The 25,538-nt window shown below is 57.6% G+C and carries 26 protein-coding genes; 15 read left to right on the forward strand and 11 right to left on the reverse strand.

Annotation, left to right across the window (positions count from 1 at the left end; translation table 11 throughout):
• The first annotated feature begins 222 nt into the window (after window positions 1-222).
• Genes ftsY through ribA form a run of 4 tightly spaced genes read left to right on the forward strand, consistent with a single transcriptional unit; the run spans window position 223 to window position 3,457 of the window.
• Window positions 223-1,248, forward strand: coding sequence for a signal recognition particle-docking protein FtsY (ftsY, locus tag MPQ_RS09490; protein WP_041362266.1), 1,026 nt, complete (start codon window positions 223-225; stop codon window positions 1,246-1,248).
• 33 nt (window positions 1,249-1,281) lie between these two features.
• The gene (ftsE, locus tag MPQ_RS09495; RefSeq protein WP_013442714.1) at window positions 1,282-1,935 is read left to right on the forward strand and encodes a cell division ATP-binding protein FtsE; all 654 of its coding nucleotides are present in this window, start codon (window positions 1,282-1,284) and stop codon (window positions 1,933-1,935) included.
• Window positions 1,932-2,834, forward strand: a complete 903-nt coding sequence (gene ftsX, locus MPQ_RS09500; RefSeq protein WP_013442715.1) for a permease-like cell division protein FtsX — start codon at window positions 1,932-1,934, stop codon at window positions 2,832-2,834. Before ftsE ends, ftsX begins: the two co-directional genes overlap by 4 nt.
• Window positions 2,835-2,854: 20 nt before the next feature.
• Window positions 2,855-3,457, forward strand: coding sequence for a GTP cyclohydrolase II (gene ribA / locus MPQ_RS09505; RefSeq protein WP_013442716.1), 603 nt, complete (start codon window positions 2,855-2,857; stop codon window positions 3,455-3,457).
• A 115-nt stretch (window positions 3,458-3,572) separates the two neighbouring features.
• On the opposite strand, the gene MPQ_RS09510 is transcribed toward ribA, so the two are convergent.
• The 3 genes from MPQ_RS09510 to MPQ_RS09520 are packed head-to-tail and all read right to left on the reverse strand — an operon-like array spanning window position 3,573 to window position 6,058.
• A complete protein-coding gene (locus MPQ_RS09510) occupies window positions 3,573-4,349 on the reverse strand; it encodes a ferredoxin--NADP reductase (protein WP_013442717.1) in 777 nt (258 codons plus the stop codon).
• Between the two features lie 36 nt (window positions 4,350-4,385).
• The gene (locus MPQ_RS09515; protein ID WP_013442718.1) at window positions 4,386-5,312 is read right to left on the reverse strand and encodes an electron transfer flavoprotein subunit alpha/FixB family protein; all 927 of its coding nucleotides are present in this window, start codon (window positions 5,310-5,312) and stop codon (window positions 4,386-4,388) included.
• Window positions 5,309-6,058: an electron transfer flavoprotein subunit beta/FixA family protein gene (locus MPQ_RS09520; protein WP_013442719.1), complete on the reverse strand. Its 750-nt coding sequence runs from the start codon at window positions 6,056-6,058 to the stop codon at window positions 5,309-5,311. Before MPQ_RS09520 ends, MPQ_RS09515 begins: the two co-directional genes overlap by 4 nt.
• A gap of 95 nt (window positions 6,059-6,153) precedes the next feature.
• Between MPQ_RS09520 and MPQ_RS09525 the strand changes: the two genes are divergently transcribed.
• The 10 genes from MPQ_RS09525 to MPQ_RS09570 all read left to right on the forward strand — a co-directional run bounded on the left by MPQ_RS09525 (window position 6,154) and on the right by MPQ_RS09570 (window position 15,340).
• Window positions 6,154-7,080, forward strand: a complete 927-nt coding sequence (locus MPQ_RS09525; RefSeq protein WP_013442720.1) for a LysR family transcriptional regulator — start codon at window positions 6,154-6,156, stop codon at window positions 7,078-7,080.
• Between the two features lie 38 nt (window positions 7,081-7,118).
• Window positions 7,119-8,768, forward strand: coding sequence for an electron transfer flavoprotein-ubiquinone oxidoreductase (locus MPQ_RS09530; protein WP_013442721.1), 1,650 nt, complete (start codon window positions 7,119-7,121; stop codon window positions 8,766-8,768).
• Between the two features lie 120 nt (window positions 8,769-8,888).
• A complete protein-coding gene (locus MPQ_RS09535; protein WP_041362269.1) occupies window positions 8,889-9,230 on the forward strand; it encodes a zinc ribbon domain-containing protein YjdM in 342 nt (113 codons plus the stop codon).
• 41 nt (window positions 9,231-9,271) lie between these two features.
• The gene (gene tmpT / locus MPQ_RS09540; protein ID WP_013442723.1) at window positions 9,272-9,919 is read left to right on the forward strand and encodes a thiopurine S-methyltransferase; all 648 of its coding nucleotides are present in this window, start codon (window positions 9,272-9,274) and stop codon (window positions 9,917-9,919) included.
• A gap of 29 nt (window positions 9,920-9,948) precedes the next feature.
• Window positions 9,949-10,395 carry a hypothetical protein gene (locus MPQ_RS09545; RefSeq protein ID WP_013442724.1) on the forward strand — a complete coding sequence of 149 codons (447 nt, stop codon included), beginning with the start codon at window positions 9,949-9,951 and terminating at the stop codon, window positions 10,393-10,395.
• A 122-nt stretch (window positions 10,396-10,517) separates the two neighbouring features.
• Window positions 10,518-10,952, forward strand: coding sequence for a DUF2214 family protein (locus MPQ_RS09550; protein ID WP_013442725.1), 435 nt, complete (start codon window positions 10,518-10,520; stop codon window positions 10,950-10,952).
• A 569-nt stretch (window positions 10,953-11,521) separates the two neighbouring features.
• A complete protein-coding gene (locus MPQ_RS09555) occupies window positions 11,522-12,625 on the forward strand; it encodes a porin (protein WP_041362272.1) in 1,104 nt (367 codons plus the stop codon).
• Window positions 12,626-12,847: 222 nt separating this feature from the next.
• On the forward strand, window positions 12,848-14,119 hold the full coding sequence (locus tag MPQ_RS09560) for an O-acetylhomoserine aminocarboxypropyltransferase/cysteine synthase family protein (RefSeq protein WP_013442729.1): 1,272 nt from the start codon (window positions 12,848-12,850) through the stop codon (window positions 14,117-14,119).
• A gap of 81 nt (window positions 14,120-14,200) precedes the next feature.
• The gene (locus MPQ_RS09565; protein ID WP_013442730.1) at window positions 14,201-14,770 is read left to right on the forward strand and encodes a hypothetical protein; all 570 of its coding nucleotides are present in this window, start codon (window positions 14,201-14,203) and stop codon (window positions 14,768-14,770) included.
• A gap of 162 nt (window positions 14,771-14,932) precedes the next feature.
• On the forward strand, window positions 14,933-15,340 hold the full coding sequence (locus MPQ_RS09570) for a hypothetical protein (protein ID WP_013442731.1): 408 nt from the start codon (window positions 14,933-14,935) through the stop codon (window positions 15,338-15,340).
• Window positions 15,341-15,468: 128 nt separating this feature from the next.
• On the opposite strand, the gene MPQ_RS09575 is transcribed toward MPQ_RS09570, so the two are convergent.
• The 8 genes from MPQ_RS09575 to msuE all read right to left on the reverse strand — a co-directional run bounded on the left by MPQ_RS09575 (window position 15,469) and on the right by msuE (window position 23,676).
• Window positions 15,469-16,218 carry an ABC transporter ATP-binding protein gene (locus tag MPQ_RS09575; RefSeq protein WP_013442732.1) on the reverse strand — a complete coding sequence of 250 codons (750 nt, stop codon included), beginning with the start codon at window positions 16,216-16,218 and terminating at the stop codon, window positions 15,469-15,471.
• Window positions 16,219-16,382: 164 nt separating this feature from the next.
• Complete coding sequence (locus MPQ_RS09580; protein ID WP_013442733.1) at window positions 16,383-17,735, reverse strand: ABC transporter substrate-binding protein; 1,353 nt, start codon at window positions 17,733-17,735, stop codon at window positions 16,383-16,385.
• A 167-nt stretch (window positions 17,736-17,902) separates the two neighbouring features.
• Window positions 17,903-18,970: a branched-chain amino acid ABC transporter permease gene (locus tag MPQ_RS09585; protein ID WP_013442734.1), complete on the reverse strand. Its 1,068-nt coding sequence runs from the start codon at window positions 18,968-18,970 to the stop codon at window positions 17,903-17,905.
• Window positions 18,971-18,979: 9 nt separating this feature from the next.
• The gene (locus MPQ_RS09590; protein ID WP_013442735.1) at window positions 18,980-19,861 is read right to left on the reverse strand and encodes a branched-chain amino acid ABC transporter permease; all 882 of its coding nucleotides are present in this window, start codon (window positions 19,859-19,861) and stop codon (window positions 18,980-18,982) included.
• 46 nt (window positions 19,862-19,907) lie between these two features.
• Window positions 19,908-20,678: an ABC transporter ATP-binding protein gene (locus tag MPQ_RS09595; protein ID WP_013442736.1), complete on the reverse strand. Its 771-nt coding sequence runs from the start codon at window positions 20,676-20,678 to the stop codon at window positions 19,908-19,910.
• Window positions 20,675-21,916 carry an AMP-binding protein gene (locus MPQ_RS09600; protein WP_013442737.1) on the reverse strand — a complete coding sequence of 414 codons (1,242 nt, stop codon included), beginning with the start codon at window positions 21,914-21,916 and terminating at the stop codon, window positions 20,675-20,677. The genes MPQ_RS09595 and MPQ_RS09600 overlap by 4 nt, the downstream gene beginning before the upstream one ends.
• Window positions 21,917-21,939: 23 nt before the next feature.
• Window positions 21,940-23,037 (reverse strand): dimethylsulfone monooxygenase SfnG, encoded by a 1,098-nt coding sequence (gene sfnG, locus MPQ_RS09605; RefSeq protein WP_013442738.1) that lies wholly within the window; start codon window positions 23,035-23,037, stop codon window positions 21,940-21,942.
• A 42-nt stretch (window positions 23,038-23,079) separates the two neighbouring features.
• A complete protein-coding gene (msuE, locus tag MPQ_RS09610) occupies window positions 23,080-23,676 on the reverse strand; it encodes an FMN reductase (RefSeq protein WP_013442739.1) in 597 nt (198 codons plus the stop codon).
• 446 nt (window positions 23,677-24,122) lie between these two features.
• On the opposite strand from msuE, the gene MPQ_RS09615 reads away from it, so the two are divergent.
• Window positions 24,123-25,358: an SfnB family sulfur acquisition oxidoreductase gene (locus MPQ_RS09615; RefSeq protein WP_013442740.1), complete on the forward strand. Its 1,236-nt coding sequence runs from the start codon at window positions 24,123-24,125 to the stop codon at window positions 25,356-25,358.
• Window positions 25,359-25,538 lie beyond the last annotated feature (180 nt).

The following is a 25,538-nucleotide window of genomic DNA, read 5'->3' on the forward strand; positions in this document are numbered from 1 at the left end:
GCATTATCCCCTCGCGTGGACCTGTTCCTTGCTCTTCAGCATCATTATAGCCAAGGCACCCGGCGGCCCGACCAACTTTCAAGCCGACGTGCCTTGTGCCATGCAACGTACAGGCATCTGACCCATGCCCCGGGACTTAGTTTCGCGGTGCGATAGCGTGAATAGATTCGTGCATGGGCGGCCGAATACGACTAAAATAAGGCGAAATTCTAGTTGAAGCGTATGTTCGATTTTTTCAAAAAAGACAAGACACCCCCTCCCACGCCAGATGTGCCAGCCAGCACTCCTGCGCCCGAGACTCCCGCCGCTCCAGCCCCCACGGAATCTGCCGCTGAAAACAAGCTGAGCTGGACCGAGCGCCTGAAAAACGGGCTGGCAAAAACACGCAGCCAGCTGGGCAATCAGCTGGCCAGCCTGTTTGGTGGCGGCAAGATCGATGAAGATGTATACGAAGAGCTGGAAACCATCCTGCTCACCTCCGATGTTGGCGTCGCCGCCACGCAAGCGCTGCTGGAACAGATACGCCAGCGCGTAAAGCGCCAGAGCCTGAGCGACACCACCCAGCTGAAACAAGCCCTGAAAGATGCCCTGCTAGAGCTGCTGGCCCCGCTGGAAAAACCGCTGGTAACCACCACCCACCAGCCGTTTGTCATCATGCTGGCCGGCGTCAATGGCGCCGGCAAAACCACCAGCATCGGCAAGCTGGCCAATCTGTTTCAGGTGCAAGGCAAATCCGTGCTGATCGCCGCCGGCGATACCTTCCGTGCCGCTGCCCGCGAGCAGTTGCAGGCCTGGGGCGACCGCAACAATGTGCATGTGGTTGCCCAGGAAAGTGGCGATCCGGCTGCCGTGATTTTTGATGCAGTGAACTCCGCCAAGGCACGCAATATTGATATCGTGCTGGCCGACACCGCCGGCCGCCTGCCAACCCAGCTCAATCTGATGGAAGAAATTCGCAAGGTGCAGCGCGTCATCGGCAAGGCATTGCCGGGCGCGCCGCATGAAATCCTGCTGGTGCTGGATGCCAATACCGGCCAGAACGCCATCAGCCAGGTCAAGGCGTTTGATGATGCCCTGGGTGTGACCGGCCTGGTGCTGAGCAAGCTGGATGGCACGGCCAAGGGCGGTGTGATCGCGGCGATTGCCCAGGCGCGGCCCATCCCCATCCGTTATATCGGCGTGGGCGAAAGCATCGCCGACCTGCGGCCGTTCAAGGCAGAGGAATTTGTAGATGCGCTGTTTTCGTGATGGACTTTTCATACACGCTGCGCAGGAGCCGAGATGATTAAATTTGACCAGGTCAGCAAACGCTACCCCGGCAGTGAGCAAATCCTGCGCAATGTCAGCTTCAGTATTGAGCCAGGCGAACTGGTATTTGTTGCGGGAGCGTCAGGTGCCGGTAAAAGTACATTACTCAAGCTGATCGCCGCCACCGAGCGGCCAACCTCAGGCACTGTCCTGATCGGCAACCAGAATGTCAGCAAGCTGCGTGCCGCAGCGCTGCCCTTTTTGCGCCGCAAATTCGGCCTAGTGTTTCAGGATCACAAGCTGCTTTACGACCGCAACTGCTTTGAAAATGTCGCCTTGCCGCTTTATATCAATGGCATTACCGGTCATGAAGCCGGCAAGCGCATACGCGCCGCGCTGGACAAAGTCGGCCTGCTCGGCAAGGAAAAAGCCATGCCCATCACCCTGTCAGGTGGCGAACAGCAGCGGCTGGCGATTGCCCGCGCCGTGGTCAGTCGGCCGTCGATCCTGATTGCCGATGAACCGACCGGCAACCTGGATGAAGGCTATGCCGAAGAAATCATGGGCATCTTTTACGCCTTTCAGCAGGTGGGCGTGACCGTGATCGTGGCGACCCATGACCAGCATGAAATCGCGAACTCAGGAGCACGGGTGCTGCGCCTGGAGCAAGGAACCCTGACAGCATGAAACATTGGATAAATCAGCACACGCAGGCTTTGCGCCTGGTATTTGGTCGCATGCGTCACCGCCTGCTCGCCACGCTGGTGATGTGGTGCGTGATGGGCGTGACCGTATGCCTGCCCGCCATCCTGTTTGTCATCGTGGATAACCTGAACCGCCTGACCGGCAATATCAGCACCGAACCGCAAATCAGCGTCTTCATGAAACTGGACGCCGAGCCGGGCAGCGTTACACGCCTGCAGCAATGGCTCACCCAGCAGAAGGATGTTGCCCGCGTTACGTTCATCAGCAAGGATGCCGCCTGGAAACAGCTGCAGCAGGAAACGGCAGGCGCCATCAATCTGGAGAAGAATCCCCTGCCTGATGCCTTCCAGGTCGCCCCGCGCAACCATGACCCAGCCGCAATCGAGGCCCTGCAATCCCGCATACAAAAGCAGCCCGGCGTTGAGCTGGCGCAGATGGATGCCACCTGGATCAAGCGCCTGTACGCGATATTGGAGCTGAGCAAGAAGGCCTTGCTGGTGCTGGTGGGCTTGCTCGGCTTTGCCCTGCTCGCCATTATTGGCAACACCATCCGCCTGCAAGTGGTCACGCAGCGCGAGGAGATCGAAGTCAGCAAGCTGATCGGCGCCACCAATCGATTCATCCGTCGTCCATTCCTGTATGCAGGCATGGTCTATGGCCTTGGCGGCGGCATTGCCGCCCTGCTGCTGCTGGCGGGCGTGATTCAGCTCTTTAATTATTCGATTGCCGACATCGCTGCCTTGTATGCCAGTGATTTTCATCTCGGCATGCCACAGCCGTTTGTCTGCCTGGCCATCGTCCTGATCCCGGTCGCCCTGGGCTGGCTAGGCTCCTACGTCGCGGTAGGTCGCTCGCTTGCCAAGCTTGAATCCAGCCGCTGAGCCCCCATCTTTTTTTCATTATGCAAACCGTCAAGAAAATCGCCACCTCTCGCATGCCCACCTCGCATGGGGATTTCACCTTACATATCTATCGGTCAGACAATGACCCGCAAGGCCTGCAAGACCAGGTGGCCCTTGTTGCTGGCGAGTTGAAGCCAGGCCAGGAAGAAGTGCTGGTACGTCTGCACTCCGAATGCCTGACCGGCGATGTCCTGGGGTCCAGACGTTGCGATTGCGGCGAACAGCTCGCCAAATCGCAAGAAACCATTTCAAAAGCCGGCTGCGGCGTGATTCTTTACCTGCGCGGACACGAAGGCCGTGGCATAGGCCTGGCCCATAAAATCAAGGCTTATGCCCTGCAAGACCAGGGCCGCGATACGGTACAAGCCAATCTGGAACAAGGCCTGCCGATTGATGCCCGCAGCTACGAACTGGCCGCCGCCATGCTGCGCGACCTGGGACTGCAACGCATCCAGCTGCTGACCAATAACCCTGAAAAAGTCACCCGCCTGCAGGCAGCAGGCATTTCCGTCAGCCGTCGCGTACCGCTGCTGATCACCCCCAACCAGAATAATGCCGAATACCTGCAAACCAAGCGGACCAAGCTGGGGCACTATCTTTAGTAGTTGCATTAGCTTGTGCATGCAGACATAAAAAAACAGGCCTTGAAGGCCTGTTTTTTTATTCTTGTCCGCTTACTAAGATTGCCAGCTCACGGAAGTCAGTGCTTGTTTCAGCTTACTTTTCAGCAAACGCACGCTCGATCACGTAATCGCCCAGATCGCCAATACGCTTGGAAACCTGCAAGCCAGCAGCATCCAGAATGCGGCAGGTGTCTTCCAGCATTTGCGGGCTGCCGCACAGCATGGCGCGGTCAGTTTCGGGGTTCAGCGGTGGCAGACCGATGTCGGCAAACAGCTTGCCGTTTTCCATCAGGTCGGTCAGGCGGCCTTCGTTGCGGAAAGGCTCGCGCGTCACGGTGGGGTAGTAGATCAGCTGGTTCTTGACCTGCTCACCGAAGTATTCGTTTTCGGGCAATTCCTTGGTGATGAACTCTTCGTAGGCCAAGTCATTCACGCGGCGTACACCGTGTACCAGAATCACTTTTTCAAACTTCTCGTAGATTTCAGGATCCTGGATCAGGCAGATGAAGGGGGCGAGACCAGTGCCGGTGGACAACAGGTAGAGGTTCTTGCCGGGCTTGAGGTCAGACAGCAGCAGCGTGCCGGTAGGCTTGCGGCCAACCAGGATGTCATCGCCGACTTTCAGGTGTTGCAGGCGCGAGGTCAGCGGACCATTCGGCACCTTGATGCTGAAGAATTCCAGGTCTTCGGCGTAGTTGGCGCTGGCGATACTGTAGGCACGCATCAGCGGCTTGCCATCCACTTGCAGGCCGATCATGACGAACTGGCCGTTTTCAAAACGCAGGCCAGCGTCACGCGTGGTGGTGAACGAAAACAGACTGTCATTCCAATGCTTTACCGACAACACTTTTTCGGTATTAAACGCGCTCATAGTTCTTTATCTTTCAAATGGTTAATTGATTAACGATCAGCCAAGGGCGGCATTGAGTTCAGGCAGGGCCTTGAACAGGTCGGCCACGAGGCCGTAATCCGCATGCTTGAAGATCGGGGCGTCGGGATCGTGGTTAATGGCGACGATCACCTTGCTATCCTTGATACCGGCCAGATGCTGCATGGCGCCGGAAATACCGACCGCAATATACAGCTCAGGCGCAACCACGGTACCGGTCTGCCCAACCTGGAGGTCGTTGGGGGCAAAGCCGGCATCCACGCAGGCGCGGGTGGCACCAATGGCGGCATTCAGCTTGTGGGCCACTGGCTCCAGCAGGGTGTTGAACTGCTCACCCAGGCTACGGCCACCGGAAATCACCACGGTTGCCGTGGCTAACTCGGGACGGTCCGACAGGTTGCGTTGCTCGCTCACCCAGCGCACCTTGCCAAATGCGGCCGGCGCAGCAGCGCTGGTAATTTCCGCATTGGCACCACTCGCAGCAGCCTCAAACGAGGTCGCGCGTACGGTGACTACCTGCACGGCATCGCTGCTTTGCACGGTTGCCAGAATATTGCCAGCATAGATCGGGCGCACATAGGTAGCAGGCGCCTGAATCTCGACCACGTCCGACACCATGCCGACATCCAGCAGGGCCGCCACGCGTGGCAGCACGCCTTTGCCCAATGTGCTGTGCGCAGCCACGATTACCTGATACTCAGCGGCGATCTGTTGCACAGCAGCCGCCACATCTTCCGCCAGCAGATGCACCAGGTGCGGTGCTTCCACCTTGATTACCTTGGCCACACCGGCAATAGTGGCCGCTTCTGCAGCCACGGCCGATACGTCGGCACCTGCCACCAGCAGGTGGATGGGATGTTGCCATGCCGCCGCTGCGGTCACGGCCTGACGGGTGGATTGCTTAATATGCTGGCCATCGTGTTCGGCCAAAATCAATACGCTCATGCCAATACCTTTTCAATACGCAGTTTTTCGACCAGCTCAGCCACACTGTTGACGATGACGCCAGGCTTGCGCGGGGCAGGCTCGGCAACATTCAGCAGGCTGAGGTGCGAGGCAAAGTCCACGCCCAGCTCAGTGCCTGCAATCACGTCAATCGGCTTTTTCTTGGCCATCATCATGTTGGGCAGCTTGATAAAGCGAGGCTCATTCAGGCGCAAATCTGCCGTCACAATGGCGGGCAGTTGCAAGGCGACGGTCTCGGTGCCGCCATCCACTTCGCGGTTCACTTCGATTTCGTTGCCATTGACCTTGATTTCAGAAGCAAACAGGCCCTGACCCACGCCGAGCAAGGCGGCCAGCATCTGGCCTGCCTGACCGGCATCGTCATCAATCGCCTGCTTGCCCAGCAGAATCAGGTCAGGCTGCTCGCGACCTGCCACCGCCTTCAGCAGCTTGGCCACACCCAGCGGCTGCAGCTTGCCTTCGGCTTGCACCAGCACAGCACGATCTACACCCATCGCCAGCGCGTGACGCAAGGTGTCCTTGCTGTTTTCAGCGCCGATGGACACGGCCACGATTTCCGTGGCGATGCCTTTTTCCTTGAGGCGCAGCGCTTCTTCCACTGCGATTTCATCGAAGGGATTGATGCCCATCTTGACGCCGCTGATCTCGACGTCGGAGCCATCCTGCTTGACGCGAGGCACGATGTTGTAATCCACCACGTGCTTCACTGCCACCATAATTTTCATGCACATACTCCTGGACTGTATTGCCGTGTATTTTAAACGACACTAAAATATCTATTAAATTGATTATATTAATAATCTATATCTGCAAAACCTATATGCGCTATACCCTGAGACAACTGGAAGTATTTGTCGCCATCGCGCGCCTGGAGAATGTCTCCCGGGCGGCAGAGGCGCTATCGCTGTCGCAATCGGCTGCCAGCACGGCCTTGGCCGAGTTGGAGCGCCAGTTTGATTGCCAGTTCTTTGATCGTCTTGGCAAATTGCTCAAGCTGAACGATCTGGGGCGTAGCCTTTTGCCGATGGCGGCCGCATTGCTCGATCAGGCTTCGGAAATCGAGCATGTTCTGCAAGGCAAGACCACACTGGGTCTGCTCAGGGTGGGCGCCACATTGACAATCGGCAATTATATCGCAACTCTGCTCATCGGTTCCTTTATGAAACAACATGATGAGTGCCAAATTGAGCTGCACGTACAAAATACCAATGCAATTTTGCAGCAAGTCGCCAATTACGACCTCGATCTGGGGCTGATCGAAGGCAATTGCCAGCACCCCGACCTTGCCGTGGAGCCGTGGCTGGATGACGAACTGGTCGTGTTCTGCGCCCCCGATCACCCATTGGCCAACAAGCCCGGCGTCAGCCTGGAAGACCTGCTGGAAGAGACCTGGATTTTGCGCGAAGTCGGCTCCGGCACCCGCGAAACTTTTGACCATGCGATGCGCCATCATCAATCTAGGCTTAAAATACGCCTGACGCTGGAACACACCGAAGCCATCAAACGCGCGGTGGAATCCGGTCTTGGCATAGGCTGCATCTCGCGCCTGGCGCTGCGCGATGCTTTCCGGCGTGGCAGCCTGGTGCCGATTGAGATGCCCGAGCTGGATCTGCGCCGCCAGTTCATGTTTGTCTGGCACCGCAAAAAGTACCTCACCGCCAGCATCCGCGCCTTTCTGGATTACTGCCGGGCGTTTACCGTAGATGCCGGGCGCAGCGACCAGATTGCCTTACCCATTATCAAATAGCATTTTGATTTAAATACTGATTTAACTGAAAGACCACCATGCAACGCGATGTCATGAATTACGATGTACTGATAGTTGGCGCAGGCCCGGCCGGGCTCTCTGCCGCCATCCGCCTCAAGCAACTGGCCGCCGCCGAAGAACGCGAAATCAGTATCTGCATCCTGGAAAAAGGCAGCGAAGTGGGCGCCCATATTCTTTCGGGCGCGGTCATCGACCCCATCGCATTGAATGAACTCTTCCCCGACTGGAAAACCCTGGGCGCACCTTTGCACACCCCAGTGACCGAAGATCACTTTCTGTTTCTGACAGAAAAAGGTGGCTTTACCATTCCGGAAAAACTGCTGCCGCCGCTAATGAGCAACCACGGTAATTACATCATCAGCCTGGGCAACCTCACGCGCTGGCTGGGCGAGCAGGCCGAAGCGGTGGGCGTGGAAATCTACCCTGGCTTTACTGGCTACGACCTCCTGTATGACGAATCCGGCGCGCTTAAGGGCGTCGTCACCGGCGACATGGGCGTGGCACGCGATGGCACCGAAAAGCCTGGCTTCGCGCCCGGCATGGAGCTGCATGCCCATTACACCCTGATTGCCGAAGGCACACGCGGCTCGCTCACCCGCAAGCTGGAGCAGCAATTTCAGCTGCGCGACAAGGCCGAACCGCAAAAGTACGGCATCGGCTTCAAGGAGCTGTGGCAGCTTGACCCCAGCCAGCACAAGGCGGGGCTGGTCATGCATGCACAAGGCTGGCCGCTGGACAACGACACTGGTGGCGGCGCCTTCATCTATCATCTGGAAGACAATATCGCCGCCATCGGCTATGTGGTGCATCTGAATTACAGCAACCCGTACCTGAGCCCATTTGAGGAATTCCAGCGCTTCAAGACGCACCCGAAAATTGCCCCCATGCTGGCAGGCGCCAAGCGCATCAGCTATGGCGCACGCACCATCAACGAAGGTGGCCTGCAATCGCTGCCCACGCTGGTATTCCCCGGTGGCGCGCTGATCGGCTGCGCCGCGGGCCTGGTGAATGTGCCCCGCATCAAGGGTAGCCACAATGCCATGAAATCCGGCATGCTGGCCGCCGAATCCGTATTTGAAGCCCTGGGCAGCGAACGCTCGTACGACATTCTCAGCAGCTATCAGGAAAAACTGCGCGCCTCCTGGATCTGGCAAGACCTCGACGCCGTGCGTAACATCAAACCTGCCCTCTCGCGCTTTGGCAGCCTGCTCGGCTCGGCTTATGGCGGCTTTGAAATGTGGCTCGCCCGCGCCGGCATACGCACGCCATGGACACTCAAGCACGGCAAGGCCGACAACGAATGCCTCAAAACCAAAGACCAGGCCACGCGCATCGCCTACCCGAAACCCGACGGCGTGCTGACCTTTGATCGCCTGTCGTCCATCTTCCTGTCCAACGTGCAGCATGATGAAGACCAGCCTGTTCACCTAACGCTGAAAGATGCTTCGGTGCCGATCACCGTCAACCTTGCCAAATACGACGCCCCGGAGCAACGCTATTGCCCGGCGGGGGTGTATGAGATCGTGGAAGAAAACACCGATCCGCGCCTGCAGATCAACGCCGCCAATTGCATTCATTGCAAAGCATGCGACATCAAGGACCCGACGCAGAATATCGTGTGGGTGACGCCGGAAGGCGGCGGCGGGCCCAACTATGTGAATATGTAGGCATGTTCGCAACAGGGATGGCTGTCGTGCCATGCCATGCCATCCCGGTCCACGCTCTAATGACTGCATAGATGCCACACACCATCAACACCATAAAATCAAAACGATAAGAGATCCAACATGAGTCAAATCCCACCCTGTCCCCAATGCAGTTCCATCTACGGCTATGAAGACCGCAATATGCTGGTCTGCCCGGAATGCGGCCATGAATGGACGCCCGGTGAGGCAGCCCCTACCGCAGCCGATGGCCTGGTCGTGCATGATGCCAATGGCAATCTGCTGGCAGATGGCGATACCGTCACCGTGATCAAGGACCTGAAAGTCAAAGGCTCCTCACTAGTGGTCAAGGTCGGCACCAAGGTCAAGAACATCCGCCTGGTCGATAACGACCACAATATCGACTGCAAGATTGATGGCGTAGGTGCCATGAAACTGAAATCGGAATTTGTTAAAAAGGCCTGATCAAGCGGCCATCACACCCGCCACCACCACAAAGGGATGATATGGAAGCCAGCTTTTGGCATCAGCGCTGGGAAAGAAACGAGATCGGCTTTCATGAAGCAAGCGCCAATGCCTTGCTGGTAAAGCATTTGCCCAGCCTGTCGCTGGCCCCGCAATCGCGCGTGTTTATCCCGCTCTGTGGCAAAACGCTGGATATTCACTGGCTGCTGAATCAGGGCCTCCGCGTGGCCGGGGCCGAGTTGAGTGAACTGGCTGTCACACAATTATTCGCCGAGCTAAAGCTCACCCCGGAAATCACGCAACGCGGCCAACTCAGACACTACCACGCGCAGCATATCGATATTTTTGTCGGGGATATTTTTGATCTCACGGCCGATATCCTGGGCCAGGTGGATGCCATTTATGACCGCGCTGCCCTGGTTGCCCTGCCCGCGCCACTACGGGAGAAATACGCCGCGCATCTCATGGCCATCAGCCACACCGCGCCGCAACTGCTCATCTGTTACGTTTACGAGCAGTCGCAATTATCCGGCCCGCCGTTTTCCGTGGAAGATGCCGAGGTAAAACAGCATTACCAGTCGCAATACACGCTTGATCTTTTAGAATGCCCAGAGGTTGCCGGTGGCTTCAAAGGCCGCGTTCCGGCGCAGGAACATGTCTGGCGACTGAGCCGCCAGACACCCATTTAAAATTGCCTACCAGTATCAGGAAACCTGTCATGCGCGTCATTGCCCTGCTGTGCCTGTGCCTTTTCAGCCCCCTGCTTCTCGCCGCTGGGCCCGCCTGGCAGGCGTTTGGCCAGAATCCGGATGGCTGCCAGGTCTTCAGCAACACCATGGTAGAAAAGGTCACGCTGGATAAGGATCAATACCTGCGCATCACCTTTCGCACCGAGTGCAAAGCGCCGCAGACCGAAATCATAGAAGGCAAAAACTACCGCTACTACACCAACGAAATGCGTGTGTTTTTAAGCTGTGGTGAAGAAGAATGGTGGCCGGAATGGCATCGCTATTTTGACCAGACCGGCAGGGAAATATGGTCAGGCCCGCATACCGTCAAGGGCATGCCAGTGACTGGCCCAGAGCAGGCAGAGAACGCCATCATGGGCACAGCCATCACGGCAAGCAGCCCCATGAATGACCTGCTCAATCGCTATTGCCCATAGTGTAAAAACCATCAAACATGCTGGGGTTTGCATTAAGCTGCCACATAGCGCAGCACGATCACCTTCAGATCAATGACACCTGATTTTTTTCGCAACATTCATTCACGCAAAAGGCCCTCAGCATGAGTTACGTCATCGTCAAATACCTGCACTTCATCGGCATTCTGGTGCTCGCTTCATCCCTCATGGTCGAGCATGTGCAGCTCAAGGCCGACATGTCCGCCGAAGCGTTGAAAAAGGTCGCCCTGATTGATCTGATTTACGGCATATCCGCTGGCGTGATTCTGATCACAGGCTTGCTGCTCGCCTTTGCCGTTGGCAACCCCGCGGCGTTTTACACCGCCAACCCCGTCTTCCATGCCAAAGTGACGCTGTTCGTGCTGATCGGCCTGCTGTCCATCCACCCCACGCTGTTCCTGTTGCGCCATCGAAACAGCACTGCGGCCAGTATCGTGGCGCCCAAAAGCATCATCATGGTCATCCGGCTGGAAATGTTACTGCTGCTGATTATTCCCTTGCTGGCGGTGCTGATGGCGCGAGGGATTGGGTTGGCTTAATAACAATTACACTCAAGACGAACATGCAATTCAAATCACTGGATCGCGCCAGAGTATGGCGCGTCATTAAAGCTCATCTGGCATGGCATTCGCCGATTTGGTGGATGCCTCTTTTTGCTTGGGGCATTTACAGTTTAGTAATCGCCAACAAAGATGAAATGGATGCAGAGTGCCGGAAATATTGCCTCGAGCAGGGATACGACGGAGGTACAGCCTACACGAAACGTTATCTGCATGAGCAAAAATGCAGATGCCAAGCAGGCAATCTGCATACACGGCCACTCCCCAGAAACCAATAAGTATTACGTCTGAAGATTCACCTCTCAGGCAACTTAGGGCGAATTCCAGCCGCCTTATAAAACCTGCTTTCCCATCAGCACCCATTCGTCATCCTGCTGGTCAACCAGCAAGTCATTTTTGCATAAAAATTAATAACTTATTGATTTAAAACAAGCTCGCACATGGCACGCTCCGTGCCTATATACCCTCGATTTGCCAGCTTGCCTGCTACGCAGCATTTGCAGGCCACGGCGATGACGTTTTCACCATCACTATCAGGGTATATAACAATGCAAAACTCATTATTTACATCACACTGGACGACACTGGCGGTTTCGGCAGTCTTGCTGGGGAGCAGCGCGGCAGCACTGGCGGCGCCCACTTTTCAACGCGATGAAGATCAGTTCATCAACATCGGCGTGGCTTATCGCGGCAGCTATAGCTCGATCAAGGATGCCGCGCCTAACGGCAAAGACCGCTCGAATGATTTTGAGACGGAAGAAGCGCGCCTCTACACCAACGGCAAGGTGCATGAGAATGTCTCGTTTGAATTCAACTTTGCGCGCAATTCCGCCGATAACCAGATCGAAATTCTGGATGCGCACGTGGGCCTGGAGCTGAACAAGTATTTCAACGTATGGGTGGGCCGCTTTTTGCCGCCAGCCAGCCGTGCTTCCGCGTCGGCCCCCATGTATCCGCCCACCTTCGATTTCCCGCTGGTCGAGCAGGCGCCCAACCGCTTTGGTGGTCGTGATGATGGCGCTACCGTCTGGGGTTCCAACGAAAGCCAGGCACTAAAATACCAGATCGGTGCCTTCAAGGGCCGCGATGGCGGTTCCAACCAGTCAGACAACCTGTCATTTGCCGGACGCCTGCAGTACAACTTCTGGGATACCGAGCCTGGTTTCTACAATCTGGCCAGCTATGATGGCTCGAAATCCATCCTGTCGGTCGGGGGCTCTTACCGCTTCCAGAAAGATGGCGCGGGTACCATTACCAACCCCGGTGATTACCGTTACTGGAACGTAGACGGCCGCCTGGAAAAACCCCTGGAGAATGGCGCCGTGGTGGGTGCCGAAGCCTCCTATTACAACTACAACAATGACAACACTGGCGATACCCTCGCGCCACAAGGCAAAGGCTACTTTGTCACCGGCAGCTATGCCTTTGCGCAGACGGTAGGCATCGGCAAGATCCAGCCCAAGTTCGTGTATCAGGACTTTGATAACGACACCACCAATACCAACACCCGCCGCCTGGACCTGGGTGCCAGCTACCTGATCAAGGGCAGCAATGTGCGTATTGATACTTTCTGGTTCAAACAGCAGCAGGACAATAACCAGCCGGATATCGACGGTGTGAAAGTCATCTTCCACGTCGCGCATTTCTTCTAATTTGCCCGCATGGCGCCATCAGGCGCCGGCGGCTCACCGAGCCTCTCACTGCCCGTTGTACGCAACGGGCTTTTTTATATGCCTTTTTGTATACCCGGCAACTGATCGGTATCACAAGGCATCCCCGCTCAGGCCGGTTATAAGCATCTGACCAAACGTTATAACCCCGCCCTTACGCCGGGTTTATAGTAACGCCACAACAACGACGCAACAGGAGAAACCATGAAACCGGAAACCCTTGCCATCCACGCTGGCTATACGCCCGACCCGACCACCAAGGCCGTGGCCGTACCGATCTACCAGACCAGCTCCTATGCCTTTGATAACACCCAGCATGGCGCTGACCTGTTTGACCTGAAAGTGCAGGGCAATATCTACACGCGCATCATGAACCCGACCACCGCCGTGCTGGAAGAACGCCTGGCCCAGCTCGAAGGCGGCATAGGCGCGCTGGCGCTGGCATCAGGCATGGCGGCGATTACTTATGCCATCCAGACCATCGCCGAGGCGGGCGACAACATCGTCTCGGTTTCCACGCTGTATGGCGGCACCTATAACTATTTTGCCCACACCCTGCCCAAGCAGGGCATAGAAGTGCGCTTTTTTGATTATCGCGACCCGGCTTCGCTGGAAAAGCTGATCGATAGCAAAACCAAGCTGGTGTTTGCCGAAACCATAGGCAACCCGTTGGGCAATGTGGTCGACCTTGAGGCCATCAGCCGCCATGCGCATCGCCATGGCGTGCCGGTGATCGTCGACAGCACGGTCGCTACGCCTATTCTGGCGCGGCCCTTTGAGCATGGCGTGGATATCGTGGTGCACTCGCTGACCAAATACATAGGCGGCCACGGCAACTCCATCGGCGGTGCCATTATCGATAGCGGCAAATTCCCCTGGGGCGAGCATGCCGAGCGCTTCCCCAGCCTGAATACGCCCGACGCCAGCTACCATGGAGTGAATTACGTGGAAGCCCTGGGCGCCGCCGCCTATATTGCCCGCGCCCGCGTGGTACCGCTGCGCAATACAGGCGCCGCCATCAGCCCGTTCAATAGCTTCCTGATATTGCAAGGGCTGGAAACCCTGCCGCTGCGCATCGAGCGCCATAGCGACAATGCCTTGCGCATTGCCCAATACCTGCAGCAACACCCCAAGGTGAAATGGGTCAATTACGCCGGCTTGCCGGATCATCCTGACCGCGCACTGGTCGACAAATACCTGAGCGGCCGCGCCTCCGGCATTCTGTCGTTTGGGGTGGAGCATGGCCGGGAAGGTGGCACGCGTTTTATTGATGCGCTCCAGCTGTTCACCCGCCTGGTCAATATCGGCGATGCCAAGAGCCTGGCGTGCCACCCGGCCACCACCACGCATAGACAGCTCAGCCCGGAAGAGCTGAAAAAAGCCGGCGTGAGCGAAGACCTGGTGCGTTTGTCCGTCGGCATTGAGCACGTGGATGATCTGATTGCCGATCTGGAACAAGCGCTGAGCCAGGTTTAAACCCAGCCATTCCATCCGCACCCGGCGGGCCAGCGCAAACCATCGCCCTGCCCGCCCGGGTTAACATCACAAGGAGATCGCATGAGCAAACCACATCATGTAGACGCCAATTACCGTTTTATTGCCGCCTATCAGGAAGTCAATGCTCGCATCAACCAGCGCCAGCAGGCGCTTACGCTGTATGTCACCCTCACAGTCAGCCTGCTGGCAGCGCTGGTTGCGCTCAAACCAGGCGCTGGCAAGGATACCCTGCCGTTAGAGTGGCTGGTACTGGGCTTTCCTGTGGCGTCCACCTGTCTGGCATTTCTGAATTACAAAACCGAGCGTGCCATCACCAATCTGCGCCGTTTCCTCTCGCAGCTGGAGCAACTGGGCAATGATGATCACGGCCTGCCCAGCTACAACACCGACCCCCAATGGGCGCAGGGTGCCAACCGTGCCCGCCGCTTTCAGGATTACGCCGCCGCCGTGCTGGTGGCGGGCGGCAATGCCATTGGCCTGGGCGCGGTACTGCATATCTACCCGCAACGCATGGCAAGCTATCCGCTCATGTTGTGGATCAGCATTGCTATCGCGCTGGTGTCGCTACTGGCACTACTATGGATACCCAAGTGGAGCTACACGCCGCAGCCAGCCCGTCATCCGCAGTAAGCCACCCCGGGGCCGCTGGCGGGGCCCCACACTCCATACGCGCAAACAAACCGCCAAAATCCGTTCTGTTCCGGCCTTTGCCCGACCGCCTCGCTGACTATGATGCAAGGCTGACGCATGGTGTATGCGATCAGCCAATAACAAGAAGTCGGGGAGTCCTGCATGAGTATCAGCCCATTCATCACTGCCACGCCGCTGGGAGCAGCGGCGGCTTATCGCACGCGCGTGGAGAGCAGCCAGGCAAAAGCGCTGGAGCTGAGCACGCAGACTGCCGAAGAGAGTACCCAGCAGAGCACCAGCAGCGTGGTGGCCTCCGAAAAACCGCTGGAGAACAGTCAGGTCAAGAGTGATCCCGCCCAGGAGTTGCAGGATTACATGAAGATGTCGTACGCGGAAAAGCTGCAGTGGTCATGGATGAACGCGCACGGCATCAGCAAGGAAGAGTTTGAGGCCATGAGCCCGGAAGACAAGCAGAAGCTGCTGGATCAGATGCGCGAAGAGCTGAAGCAGAAAGCCACCAGCGCAGAGGTGGACCGCAGCCAGAATCCACCTATTGATGTGTATGTCTGAGGCCTGAACCCCAGGCCAGCAAGCCCGCCATGCCAACCAGGCGACCGCCCACTGCCGTGTCCACTTAGTCCGCCCGTTTCAAGCCAGCCCCGTTTAACCAGCCATGCAAGCATGCACGGCACCTGCGCCTAGGCGGCTTCCAGCCCCAGATACAGCGCCTGCAGATCGCTGCGGTTTTTCAGGTCGGCGGTGGTACCTTCCGCCGCCACGCGGCCACTTTCTATGATGTAACCCACATCCGCATACTTGAGGGCAATGCTGGCGTTCTGCTCGGCCAGCAGAAAACTCACGCCCTGCTGGCGATTCAGCGTATGCACAATCTCAAAAATCTCTTCCACCACCAGCGGCGCCAGCCCCATGGAAGGCTCATCCAGCAGCACCAGTTTGGGTTCCGCCATCAGCGCGCGACCTATCGCCACCATCTGCTGTTCACCACCCGAGGTATAGCCAGCCTGGTTGCGCCGCAGCAGCTTGAGACGGGGGAAGTAATGGTAAATCTTTTCCAGCGATTCATTGAGTCTGGCGCGGGAGCGATGGCGCACATAGCCGCCGGTCAGCAGGTTTTCTTCCACGCTGAGGTGCGCAAAGCAGTGACGGCCTTCCAGCACCTGCACCAGGCCCAGCTCCACCAGGCTATCTGGCGTGGCACTGGTGATGTCGCGGTTAAGGTAATAAATTCGGCCATCGACCACCTCGCCGCGCTCGGCATTGGCCAGGCCGGAAATCGCCTTGAGCGTGGTGCTCTTGCCCGCGCCATTGGCGCCCAGCAAGGCGACGATACTGCCAGGCGCGACCTTGAGCGAGATGTTGCGCACGGCAAGGATCACCTTGTCGTAGATGACTTCAATATTATCAAGTTGCAGCAAAGGGGCCGTCATGGCGCACTCCATCAGGTAATGATTTCGGAGGCGCCCTCATTGCCATCGGCAACAAAGGCGCAACCGGAATCAGGCTCACGTCACGCAACCAAGGGGGATCACGTCGCGAGCCTGTTTCATGAACAGCACTGCGGGGCTCACGCAGTGCCTTTCAGCTCAGGCGATCAAGATTCCTTGGAGCAATCGCGTGGGGTAATGCCTTTTTCCTTGGCATACTGGTGCGACGACTCTTCGATGATAGGGCGCAGCAACTTGCGGTCTGCCTGCACCCAATCCGAGATCACATTCCATTTGCTGCCATCCCACTGCTGGAAGCGCACCGCACCGCCGCCTTCGTGGTCAGAGCAAGACAGCTTGAGTGGTTGCACCAGGCCGTAGGCACCGAGTTCTTTCAGGCGCTTTTCATCCAGGCGGATGTTTTCAAAGCCCCAGCGCACTTCTTCTCCAGTCAGCGGACGCTTGCCAAATTTGGCCTGTGCCACGCGCACGGCTTCCACGTTCAGAATGCCATTCACCACACCCAGGTTGTAATACACGGTGCCAAAGCGCTTGGGATCCTGCAGATTGCCCTTGCCCGCCTTCAGCACGACCTTGTCGATATCCTGCAACACCGGGAAGTTAGTGCCGGAAGGATGCGTGGTAATCGAGATAAAGCCCTTGGCAGCGGAGCCCGCAGGTGCGGCATCTTCTTCCGAGTTGCTCCAGATGTTGCCGATGATGTGGTCCGCAGGGAAGCCCGTCTTCTGGGCTGTTTTCAGCGCTACCGGATTCATCACGCCCCAGCCACGCAGGATCACCCAATCCGGCTTGATGCGGCGGATGTTGAGCCATTGCGATTGCTGCTCGTTGCCAGGGTGTGGCACTTCCAGCAGGGTCAGCTCAAAGCCGTATTTCTTGGCCAGCAATTCCAGAATGGGGTTGGTTTCCTTGCCATAGGGGGAGCCGTGGTACAGCGTCACAATCTTCTTGCCCTTGAGCTTGTCCAGGCCGCCAGACCTGGTGGCGATGTAGTTGATGATGGCGGACACTTCGCTATACGGGTTCAACTGCAGCGGGAATACATACGGGAACACGCTGCCATCGGTAGAATCCGTGCGGCCATGGTTGATGGTGATCAGCGGCAGTTTGTCGGCAGCCGAGCGCTCCAGCGTGGCATAGGCAATGCCGACGGACAGCGGATTGGTCGCGGCAGCCGGGGCGCCGTTCAGGCCTTTTTTCAGGCGCTCGTAGCACTCCACGCCTTTTTCCACCACGTATTCGGTTTCGCACTCGCTCCAGGTGAACTTGACGCCGTTAACGCCGCCTTCCTTGGTGTTCACGTATTGCAGGTAATCGATAAAGCCACCGAAAAAGCCGGTACCGCCAGCGGCGTAAGGGCCTACGCGATAGCTCTGCAAGGGAAAATACTGCTCATTTGCCGCCTGGGCGCTGCCTGCAAACAGACTCGCACTTAACAGACTGGACCCCAGGCCAATGGCCGCGGCCAGCTTAAGGCCTTGTTGGACAACTCGTAACATCAGATAGACTCCTTGGTTTTAATTAAATAAATCAACAGCGTTTTTAGTTATATAAAAGACCGCACAAATGCCGGAATTCAACACATGATGCTTTGCCCCCTATTGACTAAGTATGTGCGTGGCCGCGCCGGGAGATGTTGACATCACCGGCGCTACCAGCGCGGGAATCAGTACCGTAGCGGCCAGACGCGGCTGCGCTCACGGAAGTTCTGCCACAGACGGGCCAGACCAAACGGCTCCTTGATCAGGAAAAACACAATCAGCCCGCCAAAAATGATCTTTTGCAGGTTTTCCAGTTGGCCGGGGTCGATCAGCCCTGCCAGCACCGTACCGGACAGATTCGACAGCAGGATCGGCAGCAGCACGATAAACGCGGCCCCCAGAAAATTGCCCAGTATGCTGCCCATGCCGCCGATGATGATGATGAACAGAATCTGGAACGAGCGTGTGAGATCAAAGCCATGCGGCTCCACGGTGCCCAGATAGGTAAACGCCCACAAGGCCCCCGCCACCCCGAGGAAGAACGAGCTGATGGCAAAAGCCAGCAACTTGGTCTTGAGGATGGGAATGCCGATCACCGCTGCTGCCGTATCCATATCGCGCACTGCCATCCAGTGCCGGCCCAGTTCACTGCGCACAATATTGCGCGCCAGCAATGCCAGGGCCACCACCACGGCCAGCGTGAGCAGGTAACGCCCGGCTGGCGAGCTGAAGTCGCGACCAAACACCAGCAATGGCGGGGCGGTAATCACGCCGGAGGAGTTGTTATTGGAAAACCAGCCAAAACTGGTCAACACCCATTGCACGAAAAACTGCGCCGCCAGGGTCGACACCAGCAGATAAAAGCCTTTGATACGCAAGCTCGGCAGGCCAAACAGTATGCCTACCCCGGCGGCGGTGATACCGCCCAGCACAAAGCTAAGCAGGAAGGGCAGGCCCTCAATGCGCAAATGGAAGTTATAGGCAGCAAAGGCCCCAACTGCCATGAAGGCCGCCGAGCCCAGCGATAACTGCCCGGCATAACCGGTGAGCAGATTCAGCCCCAGCCCGGCCAGCGACAGCACCAGAAAAGGCACGAGGATGGCACTGAACCAGTAATCGTTGGCAATGAAAGGCACCACGGCAAAGGCAAACACCAGCAGCAGGTAAAAGCCCAGGCGCTCCTGCCACAAGCGGAAGATGCGGCGATCGGCGCGGTAATCGCTGATGAATTGTCCGGATTCTCTATACAGCATGCTGCTCTCCTACACGCGCTCGATGGCACGTTCGCCAAAAATACCCGCCGGCCGCACCAGCAAAAACACCAGGGCCAGGACATACGGGAACCAGTTTTCAATGCCACCGCCGATGATGGGGCCGATAAAGACCTCCGCCAGTTTTTCCGAGGCACCGATGATCAGGCCACCCACAATCGCCCCGCCAATCGACGTAAACCCGCCGATAATCAGCACCGGCAAGGCCTTGAGCACCACCAGCGACAGGGAAAACTGCACGCCGAGGCGCGCGCCCCATAACAAGCCCGCCACCAGGCCGACAAACCCGGCCACCGCCCACACGATCAGCCAGATACGCTGCAATTTGATGCCGACCGCCAACGCCGCCAGCTGGTCATCGGCCACGGCGCGCAAAGAAATCCCGGTGCGGGTCTTGTTGAACAGCCAGGATAAAAAGATCACCAGCACGCCAGCCACGCCTGCCGCAAAAATATCAAACTGCGACAGCAGCATGCCGCCCAGTTCCAGCGGCTCATCGCTGATGCCAAGTTCCAGCCCATGCACCTGTGCGCCCCACACCGCCTGCGCCAGCCCTTCGATCATGTAACTCAGCCCCAGCGTTGCCATAAACAGCGTAATCGGCGGCCGGTTAACCAGCTTGCGCAGCATGAAGCGTTCAATCGCCCAGGCCAGCACCACCATGGTCAGCAGGGTGATGGCAAAGGTCAGCCAGAACGGAATGCCGCGCTCCAGCAGGCTGACAAAGGTCAGCGCGGCAAACAGCACCATGGAGCCCTGGGCAAAGTTGAAAACGCCCGAGGCCTTGTAAATCAGCACAAAGCCAATGGCGAGCAGCGAATACATCACGCCCGCCAATAGCCCGCCCAGCAATACTTCAAAGAAAAATTCCATTTCGTTTTACTTTCCCCTGAGGGTGACCAATCGTGTATGAACCTGCTTAATGCGATGTCCCCAGATATGCCGCGATCACGTCCGGGTTCTCGCGCACTTCCTGCGGCGTGCCATCGCCAATTTTCTTGCCGTAATCCAGCACCACCACGTGGTCCGAGAGATTCATCACCACGCCAATATCGTGTTCAATCAACACGATGGTGGTACCGAACTCGCGCTGGGTATCGAGAATAAAACGGCTCATGTCGGCTTTTTCATCGTGGTTCATGCCAGCCATGGGCTCATCCAGCAGCAGAAGCCGGGGCTCGGCCGCCAGCGCACGCGCCAGCTCCACCCGTTTTTGCAGGCCATAGGGCAAGGTGCCGACGATGCTGTTGCGCCAGGGCTGTATGCGCAGAAAATCAATGATCTCTTCGGCGCGCTGGCGCTGGATCACTTCATCGCCCGGCGCCCGGCCGATATGCAGCGCCTGCTCCAGCCAGCTGCCACGCACCTTCAGGTTGCGACCGGTCAGCACGTTATCCAGCACGCTCATGCCCTTGAACAAGGCGATGTTCTGAAAGGTGCGGGCAATGCCGCGACGCGCCGCCGCATGCGGCTGCATGCGACGCAAACGGGTACCGGCATAAGTGATGTCGCCGATATCCGGCTGATACACGCCATTGATCACATTCAACAGCGAGCTTTTACCAGCGCCATTGGGGCCGATCAGGGCGCAAATTTCGCCCTCTCGCACGGCAAAGCTGATGTCGGTAATCGCCTTCACGCCTTTGAATGACAGCGAGATATGGTTCAGCTCAAGCAAAGGGCTGCTCATGATGGAATCCCCGCAGTATTGATGGCAGCAGCAGCAAGGCTGGGACTGGCTTGCACTTGCAGCGATGAGGGACCGCGTTTGACCACGCGCGCCCTGCCGCCCTCCAGCACATACCAGTAGGCATGCTCTTCCCAGTTGCGAATCTCGATGCCCAGGCTACGGAAAAAGCGCAGTGAAGATTCCGGCAAAGGCTCGCCCACCAGCAAGGGCACACGCGTGCGGCTGAAACCGATGACATCGCGCAGCGGGCTGATCACCAGCCACTGCGCCAGCGTCAGCGACAGACTGAAGCGCCGGTTAGACTTCGCTGCAGGCTTCAGCGAGATGGGCGGCGGATTGCGCGCGGCACTTGAGGTGCGCAGGGCCCAATCCACCAGGCGTCGCCGCCAGGTACCGGCTTGCGGCAAACGCTGCTGCACCAGTGATTCCAGCCGCTGATAGGTCTCGCGTGTGCCAGCCACCAGCGTGGGGCCCAGCTCGCGGCGGTCGTTATCGCGCGTTGCCAGGTTTTCCGGGAAATTCAACCTGAACCCGGCCAGCAGCCAGGGTGCCAGCAGGTAACGCGCGTGACCGCTGGCAGCAAATGCTCGCGCGGCCAGCGCCTCATCCGCTACGCTCAGATTCTCCTGCCGCAGCAGGCGACGGCCTTCATTCAGCAGCTCGTGGTGGCTGATCGTCTGCAAGTGCACCAGACCTCCCGCATCCAGCCGGTGAAAGGCAAAGGCATGATCCACCGGAGCAACCAGCGGTGCCTCGTGCAAGGGCGCTGCCGCGAGCTTGAGTGCATCGGCGTAATCCAGACGCGACGCCTGCGCATCGCCCGCCAGACCACGACGGTCAGCGTAAATCACCAGCCGCGGGGCAAGCTCAGCCTCCGCCAGCAACGCCACTTCATCTTCGCCCTCGGCAAACACAAAGGCCGGACGCAGCTTTTGCAGCAGCTGCACGGTCACCGCACGCTCCACCAGCAGGTCCACTGGCGCGGCAAAGCCGCCCAGCCATTGCGCCGCCAGCTGCAGCAGCAAGGCCTGTGGCCGTGGATGGCTTAGCAGAAACAGCGCATCACCCTTGTTGAAACCGCGCTCACGCAAGACGGCAGCGAGCTGCAGTACCTCGCGCTGGGCATCCTGCCAGCGCAAGGCATGCCAGATGCCCAGCTGCTTGTGGCGGATGGCGACATCGGCTCCGCGCTGCTCGGACTGCGCCCGCAGCAGGCTGGGCAGCGTATCGTTGCTCATGGAATAGGCCTGCCTTTTTCTGCTCACGCGGCCAGGGCAACCTTGCCAGCTTCGAGTTCGCGCACCAGCGGCAAGACCTTCTCACCGAAGTAAGCAACCTCTTCCTGGAAGTGCAGGAAACCCGACAACACCAGATCCACGCCCACCGCCTTGAGTGCCACAATGCGCTCGGCAATTTGCTGTGGGGTGCCAATCAGGTTGGTCTTGAAACCATCGTTGTATTGCACCAGGTCTTCAAATGTCGATTTGGCCCAGTTGCCTTCGCCTTCAGGGCTGGATTTGCCCGCCTGCTTTGCAGCATCACCAAAGGCATTGACCGCCTCGGGATTGGCCTTGGCAATAATCTCGGCCAGCACGGCCCTGGCTTCTTCTTCGGTATCGCGTGCAATCACAAAGGCATTCACGCCGATCTTGACGCTGTGGTTATTGGCCGCAGCCTTGGCGCGGATATCGTCAATCTGCGCCTTGATGCCTTCCACCGTATTGCCGTTGGTGAAGTACCAGTCGGATACCTTGGCGGCCATGTCACGTGCAGCACGCGAGCTGCCACCCTGAAACACTTCAGGTTGCTTCAATGGCTTGGGTTTCAGCGAGTAATTGTGGAAACGGTAGAAATCACCGTGATAGCTGAAGTCATCCCTGGACCAGATGCCTTTCAGCGCCTCGATAAATTCCTGCGAGCGGCGATAGCGCTCGTCATGCTCCAGCCATGGCTGACCAATCGCCACGAACTCGCCCTTGAACCAGCCCGAGACAATGTTCACGGCAATGCGGCCGCCACCGGTGAGGTGGTCAATAGTCGCAATCTGCTTGGCGACCACGGCGGGGTCCCACGGTCCCGGCAAGATGGCAGCAATCACATTCAGCTTTTCGGTAGCCGCCAGCAAGGCATGCGAAAACGACACGGACTCATGCTGATATTCGGCACCGTAACCGGCGGTAAAGCGGATCTGGCTAAGGGCATAGTCAAACCCCGCCTTTTCGGCAATCTGTGCCAGCTTCTTGTTGTATTCAAAATCCCAGCTGGTGCGCTGCTCGATATTGCTGACGACCAGGCCGCCGCTGACATTGGGTACCCAGTAAGCGAACTTGATGGGGGCTTGTTGCGAAGGTGTGCTCACAATAAATTCCTTTCGTAAATAAGGTCGTGATATGCGAATAAATCAGGAAGCGCTGGCAACCAGCTTGGCGGTGGCTTCTGCCGCTTCAGGCGTGGCCAGCTCGCGGTGCTTCAAAAAAGGCAGTGCGCGCTCAATGGCCAGGTCGATGCGCTTGTCCAGCGCTTCGTTGCTGATCTTGTAGTTGGTGAATTCGCTCTCGATGGCATACACGCCCACTGGCAATGTCAGCGACTGGAAGAAGCTGAACATGGGGCGCAACTGATGCTCGATCACCAGCGAGTGGCGCAGGCTGCCGCCGGTAGCGGCCAGAAGCACGGGCACATCAATCAGGGATTCGTAATGCACCAGGTCAAACAGGTGCTTAAGCAGGCCGGTGTATGAACCACGGTAGACCGGGGTGGCAAAGATCAGCACGTCGGCGCTCTCGATATCGTCAATCGCCTTGCGCACAGCGGGCTTGATGCTGTCATAGTTGAGCGAAGCACCAAGGTCGGGGCCCAGTTCGCCCAACTCAATCAGCTTGAGTTCAATCGGCAGGTGCTTGCCCAGCCGCTCGGCGATCTCCTCGACCAGTGTCAGGGTACGGGAGGGACGGCTGGTACTGCCTGCAACAGCCGTGACTTTCAGTTTCTTGCTCATGGTGACTCCTATTGTCAGGTTCGCGGCTCCAACAAAGAGCCACACTCCCCTGACTAATAGCAGCAACCGTGCCACCTTAATTTATTTATTAAATTCATATACTTAATAAAAATACGTCACTGCCTGACCTGTTGCATATGCCGCCTGCATGCTGACCGGCTGCTGCTCAATCAGCAGGTTTTTGCTGAAATCTGATCAAAGGTTGGGGATTTTCTGGCGTTTTCGGGAGAGATTTGGCGGTTTAACGCCCTGGATGCGGGGTAATCTGCTGATCTGGCAGCAGCCGGACAGCAGCCTGCTGCTACAGCCGCGCTTCACAACATCGCCTGCAAAAATATACGTTAAAAATCATAGACATATTTGCTGGCACGCTCTGTGCAATTCCTGATGCAGATGGCCTCGCAGCCACATTTTTATCTTATGTTTATTCATGATCAGGAGTTTGTATGACAACAGCATCGGTATTGCACAAGGAAACAGAGGCCGCGATAACGTCTCGCCCCCTTGCCCATATCATTAAATCCGACGAGGAAGCGATTGCCGTCGCCCACCAGGTCGCCGCGCACATTGCCAAGGAGGCCGCCGTGCGCGACGCCGAGCGCCGCCTGCCACGCGCAGAGCTGGATTACTTTTCGCAAAGCGGCTTGTGGGGCATTACCGTGCCCAAGGAATACGGCGGCGCGTTTGTCTCCAACAGCACGCTGGCAGAGGTGATTGCCATCGTGGCGGAAGCCGACCCCAGCATCGGCCAGATCCCGCAAAACCATCTTTATATGGTCGAAGGCCTGCGCCTGGATGGTACGGAATGGCAAAAGAAGTTTTTCTTTGATCTGGTATTGCAAGGCGTGCGCTTCGGCAATGCCTTCTCCGAGATCGGCACGCGCACGGTGAATGATGTCAAAACCCGGCTGACCCCGACCGAAGGCGGCTACCTGCTCTCGGGCAAGAAGTTTTACTCGTCCGGTGCGCTGCTGGCGGACTGGGTTCCCGTCGTTGCCAAGGATGAAAATGACAACACCGTGGTCGCCTTCGTGCAGAAAGGCAGCAAGGGCCTGACCATCATTGACGACTGGTCCAGCTTTGGCCAGCGCACCACCGCCAGCGGCACCACGGTGCTTGAGAATATCTTCGTGCCCAGCGAATACGTCTTGCCGCACCATCTGGCGTTTGATCGGCCCACCCCCATGGGCCCGATTGCGCAAATCATCCAGGCCGGGGTTGATACCGGCATTGCCCGCGCTGCCCTGCGCGACACCTTGCACTTTGTGCGCAACCACACCCGCCCATGGATCGATACCGACCTCGAGCATGGCTACGAAGACCCGCTCACGCTCAAGGACATCGGCGATATCCAGATACGCGTGCATGCCACCGATGCGCTGCTGAAGCGCGCAGGCGAATTCATTGACACCGCCCAGAAGAACCCCAACGAAGACACCGTGGCCGCCGCCTCCATCGCCGTGGCTGAAGCCAAGGTGCTGAGCACCGAAACCGCCCTGCTTGCAGGCAGCAAGCTGTTCGAGTTGGCAGGTACCCGCTCTACCCTGGGTGAATACAACCTGGATCGCCATTGGCGCAATGCGCGTACCCACACCCTGCATGATCCGGTGCGCTGGAAGTACTACGCCGTCGGCAATTACGTGCTGAACAAGGTCAATCCGCCGCGTCACCCCTGGATTTAACATCGTCATCAGTTCTGCAACCCTGGCTGATAAGACGCCTGGCGGGATATCCCGGCCAGGCGTTTTTTTTGCTGAGGCAGGGAAACCCGCCTTGCATAAGGCCGCACTTAAATCTTTGTAAAGGTTATTGATCAAACGTTTGTTTGATGTATGATCCCAGCTCGTCTATTGTCTGGTTGA

Source organism: Methylovorus sp. MP688, assembly GCF_000183115.1.
GTDB classification, from domain to species: domain Bacteria; phylum Pseudomonadota; class Gammaproteobacteria; order Burkholderiales; family Methylophilaceae; genus Methylovorus; species Methylovorus glucosotrophus.